This window comes from Priestia sp. TRN 1309 (assembly GCF_050846875.1).
GTDB lineage: Bacteria > Bacillota > Bacilli > Bacillales > Bacillaceae_H > Priestia > Priestia zanthoxyli.
Map to the genome: position 1 here is coordinate 1 of NZ_JBOZGM010000012.1, position 13,552 is coordinate 13,552.

Consider the following 13,552-nt stretch of genomic DNA (forward strand, 5'->3'; position numbering starts at 1 on the left):
TCCACAGGTAGGACTCGAACCTACGACCGATCGGTTAACAGCCGATAGCTCTACCACTGAGCTACTGTGGAATAATATTTATCAGACTTCTTACATTGTAATCGACATTATATGTAATGTCAATAAGTTTTTGTAATTTCTTTGCCGTTTATTTGAGACGGCTTTATTAATTTACCATAATGAATCTATTTTAGTCAAGCATCTTCTACATTTTTTTTAATTTACCTTTACACTTCCCACAAACATATTTAACTGTGTTCACTTTTCTTTTTCGAACATATTTTTGATCACACTGCATACATACATATATGTGCTCTTTTTTCTTTCCATCACTTTCTTTTTTCAATGCCTGACAAAATCGAGGTGCGTCTACTTCTTTCATTAACCTTTTAAAGTCTTGATCTCCATGCTTATACCCTTTCCCCTCAATATGCAAATGATAGTGACAGAGCTCATGTTTAATAATTTCTACTATTTCTTGTGTGCCATATTGTTCAAAGTATTTGTAGTTTACTTCTATATTAGATGTACGTAACAAATACCTTCCGCCTGTCGTACGTAACCGAGAATTAAAAGTGGCTTCATGACGAAATGGTTTGTGAAACAGCTTCAATGAAATTTCTTCTACAAGTATTTGTAAATCCTTATCATTCATCTTATATACTCCTCTACTGTATGAAATCACCTGACTAGCTCTTTGGGCATACACTTCATTACATACTCACTATTCACCTTATCATAAATGAAAAGGAGTGATTGTCCTTATGCCAATGTGGCTACAAAAACAAATGAGGCGCGCTTATTCTGAAAAAGACCGTGCACAAATAAAATTGCTCAACCAATGTTGGTTTTTTTATCAAAAAAATAATTCCGCTTCTTAAATCACTTCTTTTTACAAATAAAATTGCCTTTTCAGAAAATCTGAAAAGGCAATTTTATTATTGATGGGGCGGAATCATCGTCAGTGCAACTCTTCCTTTTTTCATATCTACGTCTTCTACCCACACATTCACCAAATCTCCTACTGAAACGACATCGAGGGGATGCTTAACGTACCGATTCGTTAATTTAGAAATATGGACTAGACCGTCTTGCTTAACTCCTATATCGATGAACGCTCCGAAGTCTACGACGTTTCGCACCGTTCCTTCAAGCTGAATACCTTTTGCTAGATCCTCTAGCTTCAAAATATCCTGACGGAGCAAAGGTTTTGGCAGTTCATCACGAGGATCTCTTTCCGGTCTTACGAGCGCTTCTATAATGTCTTTTAAAGTAAGCTCCCCTATACTTAGTTCTTCTGATATTTCGGGTAAAGAAATATGTTTTAATGCTTCTTTTACTTTCTCCGTTCCAAGTTCAGTCTCTTTCACTTCCGCTTTCTTTAAAAGCTTTTTAACGTCTCCATATGTTTCAGGATGGATACCCGTTCTGTCTAAAGGTTCTTCACCTTCTATAATACGTAAAAACCCAATACACTGCTCATATGTTTTAGCCCCTAGACGCGGAATTTTCTTCAACTGTTTTCGGTTAGAGAATTTTCCGTTTTCATCCCGATATTTTACAATGTTTTGAGCAACTGTCTTATTTAGACCAGCAACGTATTGTAGAAGCGAAGCAGAAGCCGTGTTTGCATTCACTCCTACTTGGTTTACTACTGTCTCTACAATAAAAGTCAGTGAATCATTTAATTGCTTTTGAGACACATCATGCTGATATTGCCCTACTCCTACCGACTTAGGATCGATTTTCACAAGCTCAGCCAGCGGATCTTGCAGCCTTCTGGCAATCGATACAGCGCTTCGCTCTTCTACTTGAAAATCAGGGAATTCTTCTCTAGCAACATCAGAAGCCGAATATACGCTTGCTCCCGCTTCATTCACAATCAAATAATAAACTGGGTTTTCAATTTCTTTAAGAACATCCGCTACAAATTGCTCCGTTTCGCGAGATGCCGTTCCATTTCCAATTGCCACTACTTCAATAGGGTATTCAGCGAACATTTTCTTTAATTTATTTTGTGCTTCAGCTGCTTTTCTCACAGGAGGATGTGGATAAATAACATCAATTTTTAATACCTTGCCTGTTTCATCTACTACAGCTAATTTGCAGCCTGTTCGAAAAGCTGGATCTACTCCTAATACCACTTTCCCTTTCAATGGAGGTTGGAGAAGAAGTTTTCGTAAGTTTTCAGAAAAGATGTGAATGGCTCTTTCTTCCGCTTTTTCTGATAGGTCTTTACGAATTTCGCGTTCAATAGATGGTTCTATTAAGCGTTTATAAGCATCTTCTATAGCTGAGATGATATAACCTTCAACTGAAGAATCCCTTTTCTTGATTACTTCTTTATGTAAATATGAAAGAATACGATCTGTAGGCGCATCAATACTCACTTTTAAAATACCGTCTTTTTCTCCTCTATTCATAGCTAAAATACGATGAGGAACGATTCGCTTTACCGCTTCTGTATATTCATAGTACATTTCATAGATATTTTTTTCATCTTTTTCCGGATCTTTGACTGAAGTAACAATTATGCCATCTTTTACAGTGGTCGTACGAATCCATTGACGGTAAGATGCTTCGTCAGAAATTTGTTCCGCTACAATGTCTAGGGCTCCCTGAATAGCTTCGTCAGAAGATTGAACTCCTGCTTCTTCATTTATGTATGTTTGCGCTTCAATGTTTACGTCAGAATTCGGGAAACTTAGTAGCCACTGTGCTAATGGTTCAAGACCTTTTTCTTTTGCTACAGTTGCTTTTGTACGTCGTTTTTGCTTAAAAGGGCGGTATAAATCTTCTACTTGCTGCAATTTCTTCGCTTGATGAATTTGAGCAGACAGTTCCTCAGTTAATTTCCCTTGCTCTTCAATTAATCGGTGAACTTCCTCTTTACGCTCCTCTAAATTCATTAAGTAGTTCCAGGAATCTAAAATATTCCGGATTTGGACTTCATCCAAAGCACCAGTTTGTTCTTTTCTATATCGAGCAATAAAGGGAACTGTATTACCATCTTCTACTAAAGCAATTACGTTTTGTACTTGCTTGTGTGAAATCTCTACCTCTTTACTTACACGTTGAACAATTTGATTATCTAATTTCGTTGCAACAGACACAGCTTATCCTCCTACCTAAATGAAACTTTGTCTCTATTGTAACAAAACTCACATGCAATAACACATGTGAGCTAAAAAGAAAGGCTATGCAGTTGGAAGATGACCAGCGATATACGTAATATCGTCATTATGAGATCGAATTGCTGCCTGTAGGCGTGTCGACAATTGATCGACATTCATCGAGTTAGCAAAAACAGATTTAATCTCTTTTAATTCTAAGCCATCTGTATGAATCAAAAATTTAGAACCGGAGTCATATGGGAAGGTTTGTGTGCGGAACTTTTGAATTTTCCCTGATAAAAAACCTTGAATTGGCAGAGGGTACGTTAATTTCCCCTCCGGAGAATACAGATAAAAGCGGATATTACCTACATTTGTGTAATGAAATTCGTTATGTTTTTTATCAATTTTCAAAATAGCTACTGCTGCGCCTCTTGTATGTCGAGTAGCCTTGTTGCACTTAGAAATGATCTCATCTACATCTAGATGATGATGAGCTTTCGCTACATCCGTAACAGCTACAGAAGCGGCTCTGGCTTGTTCACCGCTTCCTAATCCATCTGCCACTGCACATAGAAAATAATCATCCGTTTCTTTGACATAGTAACTATCTCCACAACACACGTTCCCTTGCTTTGGCTCTTGATATATATGAGTTTGAATCGACTTTGTATTCGGGTCTACTGTCATCACGACATATACTCCGAATCGTTAGAATCTGAGCGAGCTGCAGTCCTTAGCTTATCAAGAGCTCTTCTTTGCAGTCGAGATACATGCATTTGAGAAATCCCTAATTTCTCACCGGCATCTTTTTGACTCAGATTTTCAATAAATGTATAGCGAATTACTTCTTTTTCTCTATCGCTTAATACATGAAGAATCTTTTCTAACACTAAGCGCTGATCAGTTTTCTCATAACCCGACTCTTGTTCACCTACTAAATCAAGGATTGTAACAGTACTTCCATCAGAGTCTGCTTCAATAGAATGATCAACAGACAACGCTTGATAACTTTGCCCCATCTCCATCGTTTCTAAAATTTCTTCCTCTGTCACTCCGATATGATCAGCAATTTCTTTTACTTGAGGAGATCGCTGTAAACGGGTTGTTAGCTCTTCGACAGCTGCTTTAATTTTAGGACCTAATTCTTTGATGCGGCGCGGTACGTGAACACTCCACGTTTTATCGCGTAAAAATCGCTTAATCTCTCCAATGATTGTAGGAACAGCAAACGATTCAAAACTTCTTCCAAATGAAGCATCATACCTTCTAATAGCTCCTAACAGTCCTAGCATCCCTACCTGCACAATATCTTCATGTAAGCTTCTGCCTTTTGAATAACGACGTGCAATAGATTCAACAAGGTTCTTGTAATGTACTACTAGATCACTTTGTGCTTCTTCATCCTGCGTTTTTTGAAAGCGCTCAATTCGTTCCTGAACCTGTTCTTTAGTTAATTTCATAGGTTGAGACTGTGTTTTCATCACTCTCCACCTGCTCTCTTTGCACATACTTAGTCATCATTAGCGTTACACCTTTTGAATTGACCATTTTCACTTCGTCCATTAGTGTTTCAATTAAATATAAACCAAGTCCACCTTCAGGAAGAAATTCAACTTCTTTTGATGTTTCATAAGGTCCTATATGTTCCTTAAGCTCTTCAAAATTAAAGCTTTCGCCTTTATCGACCACCATGATTTCTAAACGGTCATCAAATAAACCAAAACCTACTCTCACTTCACCATTTTCTTCACTCTTGTAAGCATGCTGTACGGCATTTGTACATGCCTCACTCACAGCAATTTTCATATCTTCAATTTCATCATAAGAAAAACCCATCCGGTTCGCTACACCAGACAGCGTCAGTCGAATAATCGCTACATAGTCTGGCTTAGCAGGAATCTTCATCTCAACAAAGTCATAAGGCTGTTTCATTTTACGCCACCTTCTACTTGTGAATTCACGTTTAAAATGTCTGTGAGGCCCGTAATATCAAATAAGCGCTTGATGCGCTCTGATACACCAACAAATTTCAAAGAGCCGTTATTTTTCTTATTGGCTTTTAACAATGCAATAAATACACCTAGTCCTGTACTATCCATGTATGATACATCGGTTAAATCGACTATAATTTCCGGTTCAGTATGTTCAGTAATTTCCATGAACTTTTCTTTTAGCTTAGGTGCTGTATATGCGTCAATCTCTCCAGCCAGCTTAATACGATATGCTTGACCGTCCTTTTGTATATCTATTTTTAAATTCATCGTATTAGTAGACCCCCTCTAATTTTGTGCTATCTTTTCTGTACCCTTATTTAGAATACTTAAACTAAACTCTTCAAAATAATCAATGTAAAGTCATCTCTCAATTGAAAATGCTGTAATTTTTCCAGCTCTTTATATACAGATTCTACAATTTCTTGAGGAGACAAATGCATGTATTTTCGAATTAATTTTATGATGTCCAATCTTTCGATAAATCCTTCTTCAGTTCTGCATTCTGTTACACCATCTGTTAACAGAACAATCATATCGCCTTTTGAAAGCTGCTGCTCGTACTGAAGATATTTCACATGGCGATCGACTCCTAGCACGAGTCCTTTTGCTTCCAAATCTTCAAATGAATCAGCTTTGGCATCATAATAAAAGCCTGGCTCATGCCCTGCAGATGCATAATCAAATAAGTTTGTCTCGGGATTATAACTTCCGTAGAACATCGTAATAAACATACTTGGATCTACGTTTCTCTCTACAATATTATTCAAGTTCTCCAATACGTAACTTGGATTTTTTCTTGAGTCCGGTAAGCTGTCCATTGCATACTTGATCATAGACATACACATTGCAGCTGGAATTCCTTTTCCGATCACATCGGCAATGGCAATACTTAACCCACCGTGCTCTTCTTCTACAAAGTGAAAATAATCTCCGTTCATCTGTTTAGCAGGTACGCTAATCGCGCCAATTTCTAAAGTTGAACTAGCCGGAACCTTTGTCCCTAACAGCGTCTGCTGGACGTTAGCGGCAACTTCGATTTCAGAACGAAGTTCCCGCTGCTTATTTTTTAATGTTTGATGCTCACGAAGAGCAAGACCGTAGCTAATCATTACCTCAAGTAAAAAGTCCAGAGAATGCAGCACTTTTTCTGGAATATCAGAATAAATTTCTTCAATCACTTCTTTATGAATGCTCACAATATCTTCTGGCGATATTTCATTCTCTAAAGATTTTCTACTTAGTTTTTGTCCTTGATACAAAATTTGTTCATTTTGTGTTTGGATATAGTTCCCCAAAATATCTTTGTATAAATCTCTCATCTCTTTATCAAAAGACATTATCTATTTCCTCCTACCGGAGCCACTTAACTGCTTTAATCTCAGTACCTTCTCCGACATTTGTTTCGATGTCAAACTCATCCATCAATCGTTTTACCCCAGGAAGCCCAGCTCCTAGTCCACCCGATGTTGAGTATCCATCTTCCATTACTTTGCGAACGTCGGGGATACCTGGCCCTTCATCTGTTGCTACGACAAGAAGACCGTTTTTTCCTCCACGATTTAATTTCTCAATATAGATTTGACCCTTACCCGCATATAGGTAAATATTACGAGCTAATTCAGAAATGGCGGTTGTAATACGAGCTTGGTCAACTGTTCCAAACCCTAGCTCTTTCGACACATTTCTACCTAATTGGCGTGCCGCTACGATGTCCCATTCTGTTACGATTTTTACGCTGGATTGGAATTCCATATACTAATCCCCCAATTCCGATTGGAGTTTCTCAAGACCTTTTTCTAAATCGAGTGCAGTAAGAACATCGTTTAGGCCAATCCCTAACTCAACAAGTGTAATAGCTACTGCAGGCTGGATACCTGTTAATACTACTCTGGCCCCCATCAAATTAGACATGCTAACCACGTCACCTAACACTTTTGCGATGAATGAATCGATCATATCAATTGAAGTTAAATCGATTACCACTCCTTTTGCTCCAGTTTGATGAATTTTACTTAGCAAATCTTCTTGGAATTGAATAGCCGTTTGATCATCCAGCTCCCATTGAATGGATACCAATAAGTAGTCGTACAATTTCAAAATGGGTATTCTCACGTTTATTCCTCCGATTCTATATCAACTATTTTCCGCTCAGTCATTTCTAACGCAAACTCTACACCTTTTTTTAATGAGTTTTTCGTAATAATTTCATTTAAGTTAATACCTAAGTTCACAATAGTCTGAGCAATTTCCGGACGAATTCCTACTAACAAACACTTGGCTCCAACCAAACGTACGGCTTCAGCAGCTTGAATTATATGATGGGCAACCATCGTATCCACTACTGGTACTCCGGTAATATCTATTAATACGACCTCTGATCGGTGCTTTACGACACCTTGCAGTAAGTTTTCCATAATTTTCTTTGCACGATCGGTGTCAATTGTTCCCACAAGCGGCATTACCGTAATTTTATCAAATACCGGTATTAATGGAGCAGACAATTCTTGAAGTGCAACTTTTTGCAACATAACTGTATTTTCCCACGAGTTGGAGTATTGTTCTACTATTTTGTTATAAATAGGGCTTAACCACTTGTCAAACCGATAGAATAATTCAGAATGAGTTTGATCAGCCTTTACATGTTCACTGTTTACATACCCTTCAACCACTACATGACCCAAGTTACGTACACCCTGTGTCAAATAAGCAAGAGGCCATCCTAAACTCACAACTCGTCCTACTACTTCCTCTAGTTCCTCTGCAAAATTTTCCTGATCACGGAATGCTTTTGCCAAAAGTAAATTTACAAAATCAGAGCTTACATTTACGTACACTTGCTCGGATACAATGTTTTTAATCCGCTCTGTTTCCACATCATTCATTAACACTAGCCATCGATCAAAAATTTCTGATTTATGATTTTGTATATAATTGAATAAATCTTGATTCATGAGGTCCTCCTTGTGAGTCAATACACTCATTTATATCTATATATATATTATCATTTTTAAAACGTTTCTTATTACAATATACGTTTACTGATTATTCCTAGTCAAATTAAAAAAGTTGCTCATAAAGGAGCAACTTAGCATAAATGGAAGTATAATTCTAAAAGTCGATAAGTCCTACACTGATTTGCAAGGCTTCATCCACTCTGTCCATCATTTCATCATCTAAATGGGTAATCTTGTCTGTTAGCCTCTGTTTATCAATAGTACGAATTTGTTCTAGTAAAATAACTGAATCTCGCTCAAATCCATAGCGCTTTGCATCAATTTCAACATGCGTAGGTAACTTTGCCTTTTGAATTTGAGCAGTGATCGCAGCTACAATAACAGTTGGGCTAAAACGATTGCCTATATCATTTTGAATGACAAGTACAGGGCGAACGCCTCCTTGTTCTGAGCCAACAACAGGAGATAGGTCAGCAAAATAAACGTCGCCACGTTTGACTACCAAGTCATTACCCCCCGCTTACTAAACGATCCACAGTATGATCAGCTTCATACTCTGCTAGAAAAGCCTCGGAAGCAATATTTAAGTTTATCTTTGCCATCTCCATATATCCACGTCTCATTGATTCGCGAATATGGCGTTTTTTTCGCTCACGAAGGTACAATTTTGTTGCTTGGTGAATAAAATCACTTCGGTTGCCATTTTCTTGTTTAACCATAAGATCGAGCTCCGATACTAAATTTTTCGGTAATCTTACTAGGATTTCTGTAGTTGCGCTCGCTTCAGACACAAACATACACCTCCAACATCAATACACACACCAATAGTCTCATCTTTCCTTATCATAACATTGATTAGCTTTAATGGAAAGTTAATTCTGTCAATTTCTACACTATTATCGTCAATTGATACCCTCTTTTATGCATGGAAGTTATTATTTTATTGTCTTTTGTTCGCAGGCTTTTTATGTTGACTCAGGAAGATGTATATTCAGCGCAAGATATAATTATTAACATGAATGTGCTGAGAATCTCTTGTATAAACCCTCGGAACCCTTGCTGCAATCATGCAAGGGATTTCATAATTAATTGTTTCAAGATGCTTTGCTACTTCATCAATTGTAATTTCAGCACCTTGTTGTTTTCCAATAAATGTTACTTTTGTACCCATTTTATACATTTTAGGCAATTTAATCATCAATTGATCCATGCATATCCTACCAACAATTGGCACTTTAACTCCATCTACTAACACTTCAAAATTACTTAGTTTACGAATCCAGCCGTCTGCGTATCCTACTGGAATAGTAGCAATCCATTCATCTTCTTTAGCTTCATAAGTAGCTCCGTAACTGATATGACTCCCTTTTTTGACTTTTTTAACATGCACAATACGGCTGTGCAGCGAAAAAGCTTGTTTTAACGGAATTGGCAAGACTTCTTTTAATTCCTCTGAAGGACTCAGGCCATACATAGAGATACCTAAGCGTACGCCATTAAAGATATCGCTCGGACGACGAAGCAAAGCTGCGCTATTTGCACAGTGAATCATCGGAGGTGTAAAATTATGTTCTTTCACAATTCGAACCATTTCTTCAAAGAATGTGTATTGTTCTTCAAAATAAGACGAATTTAGCTCGTCTGCTGTTGCAAAGTGTGTAAACACTCCATCCAGCGCGAATCCTGAATGAGAAGTGATGATATTCATCGTTTCGTGTAATTCTTCTTTTGTTCTAATTCCTAAGCGACCCATGCCTGTATCTATTTTTAAATGCATATGCAACTGACTGTTTGCACCTAGAATGGACGCCGCTTCTTCAATCCAAGCTTTGCTATAAGCAGTGACCGTTACATCCCACTCCAATGCAGTTTGAATGTGTAAGGGAGGCACGGCTCCTAATACTAAAATGGATTCCTTTATTCCTTTTTTTCGAAGAGCAATAGCTTCATCCAAAAAAGCTACAGCTAGCATATCAGCGCCAGCTTGAAGCGCAATCTCTGCTACTTCTTTATCTCCATGCCCGTACGCATTCGCTTTTACTACGGCCATTAACGTTTTATGCCCCGGTATCAGTTCTCTTACATGATTCACATTTTGAAAAATGGCTTCTACATCAATTTCTGCCCATGTTTCTCTATAAAATGCATCCATTACTACGACACTTCCTTTTTTCAGAACCATTCTAAACGTACTTTCCTCTGTTAGTATAATACATCTATAGCCAAACTTCATCTCGATCTTTATTCAAATTAAGCAAGAACAAGCCTACATATATGCAGGCTTGTAAGCTTCTCTTATTTTCCCATCTGACTTTGCACAGATCTAGCAACTGTACTCAATTCATCTGGTGTCAGCTGATCAGAAGCCAGCATAAAGTCTACTCCATTATATGTCCAAGATAGACTTTTATCCGTTAAAGCTCCCACAGTAAAACCTAAATCAAATGGCTCTCCGGCAGTAACTGTAGATGTTGCTGTTTTAGCTACTTGCGCTTTTTCTTGTACAAGCGTAAACGGCTTTTCTCCTTTGTACATTAAAACGACTCTCTCACCATTTTCCGTCTCGATTTTCTTTTCCTTGGACAGCTTTGTACCTTTTGGAACGTCCTTAGGATAAAGAACGCTAAATGATTTGTGCTGAGCTAATGTCGGAATGTCAATCTTTGCACTTGTCATGTTTCTTTTTGTATCAAAAGCCCCTTTATCAAACTTAGAATCGAATTTCACCTTAGAGAAATCAACTTTTATTAAAACTTTATTATCCGTATCCATAATTTTAACCGACACAGGCGCTAAGTCACTTTTGTTCAGCGTAATTTCTTGTTTAGGAAGCATTGTGCTATTTTGATAGTTCGTTTTTGTTTCAAAAATATAATGTTTATCCGTTGATTTAAAACTTGCCTTTTCATCCTTCACAATATCTTGGACAAGGGATTCATACAAATAAGCTTGACTGCTATTTTGCGGCCAGTCACTTTGAAAACGAAAGCTTTTATTTAAGGCAGGCGTTAAAACAAAAACCCCTTCATCATTACGCAAAATCATTTGGCTTTGATCTTTCTTTGTATTTTTCAAATTCACTCGATAGTACATAGGCTTACTATGCCAAATCTCTACATCGTATACTTGAGCATCTTTCCCTGTATTCAATGTCATCTTAGCATCTGATTTATACCCCGCCATTTCTTGTACCTTGGCATCCAATGCATCTGTTACATCCTGCTGACTTTTTTCACCGCATGCTGATAAGGCTAAGAGAAAAAAGGCGCAAACAAATAAGCCAATCCATTTTTTATGCATTTCCCCAACTCCTTTGTTTTGTATATTCACAGCTAAACGGAGAAGCAAGAACATATCTTGTCTCCCCTATCCACACTATGAATATATGAACAAGAAATAGTGAATATGCAGACTAGCTTGACAAGCGTTCAATAATTACTTGAGCAATCGCATAGTGCGCACTGTGGGAAATAGATACGTGTACAGACGCTTCCAGTGGTTGTTTTGTAACAATGTGGGGTTTCCCTCTTTCATCATTCACGATTTCGATATCTTGGAAGCTGAAATCTTTTCCTATTCCTGTTCCAAGAGCTTTCGAATATGCTTCCTTCACAGCAAATCTTCCTGCTAAAAATTCGACCTTACGTCGGCTTGATAGCTTTTCATAGCGTTCTCTTTCATTTTTTGTTAAAATCCGAGTAATAAAAGCGCTTTGACGCTGCACCATTTTTTCAATCCGCTCTAACTCTGTAATATCAATTCCAGTTCCTATAATCATTTTCATTTAATCCTCTCTTACAGAATAGTATATAAAAATGCCTTTATAAAAAGGAGTGACAAATATGTTCGTACGCACAGAAAATGCAGCTGAATTTAAACGTTTTTATCCTGTTACCTTCACGCTTATCTGCATCCACATTGCGCTATGGTTACTTGCCGCTCTTCCCTCACACCTTGCAGAATCTTTTATACATCAGCTTATTGGTGTGAATAGTTTAATTTCCCAAGGAGACTACTGGCGGCTTTTCACACCTATCTTTTTACATCTAAGCTTTTCACATCTTCTTTTTAACTCATTTTCATTGTTCTTGTTAGGACCAGGCGCTGAGCGTATTCTTTCTTCTTATAAGTTTCTTCTATTCTACCTTACGTGTGGATTGCTTGGAAATATCGTTACATTTCTAATTCAATCTTCTTTTTACAGCCATGTGGGTGCATCCGGTGCCATTTTCGGACTGCTCGGATTTTACCTCTATCTTGTCATAAAACAAAAGCATATGCTTTCTAAAAGCAACCAGCAAATCATTGTCGTCTTTTTAATTATTGGATTACTTTCAGGTCTGCTAACGCCAGGAACCAACAATACAGCTCATTTCGCTGGAGGTATTGCTGGATTTCTTCTCGCTTTTCTTACGTTCAAACAGAAAAACAAGCCACAGATATGAGGCCTGCTTTAGGATTTAATATAAAAAGTGGATGAGTTAATAAATTCCACATCTTCATAAGTCTTCAAATCTCTTACTAACTGAAAGAGCGCTTCATCTTTTTTCTTAGCTTCAATCATGCAATCAATTTGCGGTATCGTTCCATTTACTTCTTTTAAAAAGCTGTAAAACCCATTAACATCGATATAATCTGCATGGGCTCTAAATTCTTTATCACTTTTAGGACTAGATATATGCATTTTTAGAGGAAGTGTTTCATGTTCCCATGTTCTAATGATACGGTCCCAATGCTCTTGCCATGAAGTTTCATCGTTGTTCGCCTGATGATGATGAAGATCAAAAATGATTGGGACATTTAGTTTTTCACATAAATACAAGACGTCTTTTATATGAAAGGTTGTATCGTCGTTTTCCAACATAATCATTTGCTGAAGGGATTGAGGTACAAGCCCCCAATTATGAATAAACTGCTCCAGTGCTTTTTCTTTATCATTATAAGCTCCTCCAACATGTAGAACACAGCGATTTTGAAGCGGAATATCCATTCCTTTCAGCAACTTTTGATGCATGCGAAGAGTTTGGATAGAATGCTTAAAAACCTCTTTATCCGTTGAGTTTAAAACAACAAAATGATCCGGGTGAAAATCTACTCGCATTGGATGTTCCTTCAAAAATACAGAAATACGCTGAAGAGCATCTTTTAAAGGAGCTATGTAGTTCCACTCTTTTAGTGCCTCATGGTTAGCTAATGGAATTAACTTAGAACTGAATCGAAAAAACTCAATTTCACTCCACGCATTATGTTTTAATAACCGTAAGCAGTTTTCTAAGTTGGATATTGCAATACGTTCGAGCTTGCGAATGGCCGCTTCATGGTCTTTCACACGCTGAAATTGTGCAAAAGTCATTGTTTGAGAAGGAGAACTATTTTCCAAATGAACGCTCATCGCCACATAACCTAACCGAACAATGGTCGACATCAGTGAACACCCCATTTTATTTTACTCATAGTGTGCACCAATAAAATAGCAATTAACACATAA

At 37.5% G+C, this 13,552-nt stretch carries 18 protein-coding genes and 1 tRNA gene; 2 read left to right on the top strand and 17 right to left on the bottom strand.

What is annotated here, in order from left to right; genetic code table 11:
• Nucleotides 1-71, bottom strand: a tRNA-Asn gene (locus ACRPLQ_RS25540).
• A gap of 134 nt (nt 72-205) precedes the next feature.
• Complete coding sequence (locus tag ACRPLQ_RS25545; protein ID WP_028411875.1) at nt 206-655, bottom strand: SprT family protein; 450 nt, start codon at nt 653-655, stop codon at nt 206-208.
• A 109-nt stretch (nt 656-764) separates the two neighbouring features.
• Between ACRPLQ_RS25545 and cmpA the strand changes: the two genes are divergently transcribed.
• A complete protein-coding gene (cmpA, locus tag ACRPLQ_RS25550; RefSeq protein WP_013055014.1) occupies nt 765-881 on the top strand; it encodes a cortex morphogenetic protein CmpA in 117 nt (38 codons plus the stop codon).
• 57 nt (nt 882-938) lie between these two features.
• On the opposite strand, the gene ACRPLQ_RS25555 is transcribed toward cmpA, so the two are convergent.
• The 14 genes from ACRPLQ_RS25555 to acpS all read right to left on the bottom strand — a co-directional run bounded on the left by ACRPLQ_RS25555 (nt 939) and on the right by acpS (nt 11,842).
• Nucleotides 939-3,113 (bottom strand): Tex family protein, encoded by a 2,175-nt coding sequence (locus tag ACRPLQ_RS25555; protein ID WP_033580805.1) that lies wholly within the window; start codon nt 3,111-3,113, stop codon nt 939-941.
• Between the two features lie 84 nt (nt 3,114-3,197).
• Complete coding sequence (locus ACRPLQ_RS25560) at nt 3,198-3,803, bottom strand: PP2C family serine/threonine-protein phosphatase (protein WP_033580804.1); 606 nt, start codon at nt 3,801-3,803, stop codon at nt 3,198-3,200.
• The gene (sigB, locus tag ACRPLQ_RS25565; RefSeq protein ID WP_013055011.1) at nt 3,803-4,597 is read right to left on the bottom strand and encodes an RNA polymerase sigma factor SigB; all 795 of its coding nucleotides are present in this window, start codon (nt 4,595-4,597) and stop codon (nt 3,803-3,805) included. The genes ACRPLQ_RS25560 and sigB overlap by 1 nt, the downstream gene beginning before the upstream one ends.
• Nucleotides 4,563-5,048 (bottom strand): anti-sigma B factor RsbW, encoded by a 486-nt coding sequence (rsbW, locus tag ACRPLQ_RS25570; protein ID WP_025753516.1) that lies wholly within the window; start codon nt 5,046-5,048, stop codon nt 4,563-4,565. Before rsbW ends, sigB begins: the two co-directional genes overlap by 35 nt.
• Nucleotides 5,045-5,377: an anti-sigma factor antagonist gene (locus ACRPLQ_RS25575; protein ID WP_013055009.1), complete on the bottom strand. Its 333-nt coding sequence runs from the start codon at nt 5,375-5,377 to the stop codon at nt 5,045-5,047. The genes rsbW and ACRPLQ_RS25575 overlap by 4 nt, the downstream gene beginning before the upstream one ends.
• A gap of 59 nt (nt 5,378-5,436) precedes the next feature.
• Nucleotides 5,437-6,447 (bottom strand): PP2C family protein-serine/threonine phosphatase, encoded by a 1,011-nt coding sequence (locus ACRPLQ_RS25580; protein WP_013055008.1) that lies wholly within the window; start codon nt 6,445-6,447, stop codon nt 5,437-5,439.
• 13 nt (nt 6,448-6,460) lie between these two features.
• On the bottom strand, nt 6,461-6,862 hold the full coding sequence (locus ACRPLQ_RS25585) for an anti-sigma regulatory factor (RefSeq protein WP_013055007.1): 402 nt from the start codon (nt 6,860-6,862) through the stop codon (nt 6,461-6,463).
• A gap of 3 nt (nt 6,863-6,865) precedes the next feature.
• On the bottom strand, nt 6,866-7,222 hold the full coding sequence (locus tag ACRPLQ_RS25590; RefSeq protein WP_013055006.1) for an STAS domain-containing protein: 357 nt from the start codon (nt 7,220-7,222) through the stop codon (nt 6,866-6,868).
• 2 nt (nt 7,223-7,224) lie between these two features.
• Nucleotides 7,225-8,061, bottom strand: coding sequence for an RsbT co-antagonist protein RsbRA (locus ACRPLQ_RS25595; protein WP_013055005.1), 837 nt, complete (start codon nt 8,059-8,061; stop codon nt 7,225-7,227).
• A 157-nt stretch (nt 8,062-8,218) separates the two neighbouring features.
• Entirely contained in the window at nt 8,219-8,569 is a 351-nt protein-coding gene (gene ndoA, locus ACRPLQ_RS25600; RefSeq protein WP_013055004.1) for a type II toxin-antitoxin system endoribonuclease NdoA, read from the bottom strand.
• Nucleotides 8,570-8,573: 4 nt separating this feature from the next.
• Nucleotides 8,574-8,855 carry a CopG family ribbon-helix-helix protein gene (locus ACRPLQ_RS25605; RefSeq protein WP_013055003.1) on the bottom strand — a complete coding sequence of 94 codons (282 nt, stop codon included), beginning with the start codon at nt 8,853-8,855 and terminating at the stop codon, nt 8,574-8,576.
• Between the two features lie 200 nt (nt 8,856-9,055).
• The gene (gene alr / locus ACRPLQ_RS25610) at nt 9,056-10,246 is read right to left on the bottom strand and encodes an alanine racemase (RefSeq protein WP_033580803.1); all 1,191 of its coding nucleotides are present in this window, start codon (nt 10,244-10,246) and stop codon (nt 9,056-9,058) included.
• A gap of 113 nt (nt 10,247-10,359) precedes the next feature.
• Nucleotides 10,360-11,418 (bottom strand): LolA family protein, encoded by a 1,059-nt coding sequence (locus ACRPLQ_RS25615; protein ID WP_432236329.1) that lies wholly within the window; start codon nt 11,416-11,418, stop codon nt 10,360-10,362.
• Between the two features lie 58 nt (nt 11,419-11,476).
• Nucleotides 11,477-11,842 carry a holo-ACP synthase gene (acpS, locus tag ACRPLQ_RS25620; RefSeq protein WP_028411881.1) on the bottom strand — a complete coding sequence of 122 codons (366 nt, stop codon included), beginning with the start codon at nt 11,840-11,842 and terminating at the stop codon, nt 11,477-11,479.
• A 64-nt stretch (nt 11,843-11,906) separates the two neighbouring features.
• Between acpS and ACRPLQ_RS25625 the strand changes: the two genes are divergently transcribed.
• A complete protein-coding gene (locus tag ACRPLQ_RS25625; protein WP_028411882.1) occupies nt 11,907-12,509 on the top strand; it encodes a rhomboid family intramembrane serine protease in 603 nt (200 codons plus the stop codon).
• 8 nt (nt 12,510-12,517) lie between these two features.
• On the opposite strand, the gene uvsE is transcribed toward ACRPLQ_RS25625, so the two are convergent.
• Nucleotides 12,518-13,489, bottom strand: coding sequence for a UV DNA damage repair endonuclease UvsE (gene uvsE / locus ACRPLQ_RS25630; protein WP_033580801.1), 972 nt, complete (start codon nt 13,487-13,489; stop codon nt 12,518-12,520).
• Nucleotides 13,490-13,552: the final 63 nt, after the last annotated feature.

Bases quoted from the DNA above. Each gene is read 5' to 3' on its own strand.
- ACRPLQ_RS25560 (WP_033580804.1), bottom strand. From the start codon at position 3,803: ATGACAGTAGACCCGAATACAAAGTCGATTCAAACTCATATATATCAA.
- cmpA (WP_013055014.1), top strand. From the start codon at position 765: ATGCCAATGTGGCTACAAAAACAAATGAGGCGCGCTTATTCTGAAAAA.
- ACRPLQ_RS25580 (WP_013055008.1), bottom strand. From the start codon at position 6,447: ATGTCTTTTGATAAAGAGATGAGAGATTTATACAAAGATATTTTGGGG.
- alr (WP_033580803.1), bottom strand. From the start codon at position 10,246: ATGGTTCTGAAAAAAGGAAGTGTCGTAGTAATGGATGCATTTTATAGA.
- ACRPLQ_RS25545 (WP_028411875.1), bottom strand. From the start codon at position 655: ATGAATGATAAGGATTTACAAATACTTGTAGAAGAAATTTCATTGAAG.
- ACRPLQ_RS25625 (WP_028411882.1), top strand. From the start codon at position 11,907: ATGTTCGTACGCACAGAAAATGCAGCTGAATTTAAACGTTTTTATCCT.
- sigB (WP_013055011.1), bottom strand. From the start codon at position 4,597: ATGAAAACACAGTCTCAACCTATGAAATTAACTAAAGAACAGGTTCAG.
- rsbW (WP_025753516.1), bottom strand. From the start codon at position 5,048: ATGAAACAGCCTTATGACTTTGTTGAGATGAAGATTCCTGCTAAGCCA.
- ACRPLQ_RS25595 (WP_013055005.1), bottom strand. From the start codon at position 8,061: ATGAATCAAGATTTATTCAATTATATACAAAATCATAAATCAGAAATT.
- acpS (WP_028411881.1), bottom strand. From the start codon at position 11,842: ATGATTATAGGAACTGGAATTGATATTACAGAGTTAGAGCGGATTGAA.
- uvsE (WP_033580801.1), bottom strand. From the start codon at position 13,489: ATGTCGACCATTGTTCGGTTAGGTTATGTGGCGATGAGCGTTCATTTG.
- ACRPLQ_RS25575 (WP_013055009.1), bottom strand. From the start codon at position 5,377: ATGAATTTAAAAATAGATATACAAAAGGACGGTCAAGCATATCGTATT.
- ACRPLQ_RS25585 (WP_013055007.1), bottom strand. From the start codon at position 6,862: ATGGAATTCCAATCCAGCGTAAAAATCGTAACAGAATGGGACATCGTA.
- ACRPLQ_RS25615 (WP_432236329.1), bottom strand. From the start codon at position 11,418: ATGTTCTTGCTTCTCCGTTTAGCTGTGAATATACAAAACAAAGGAGTT.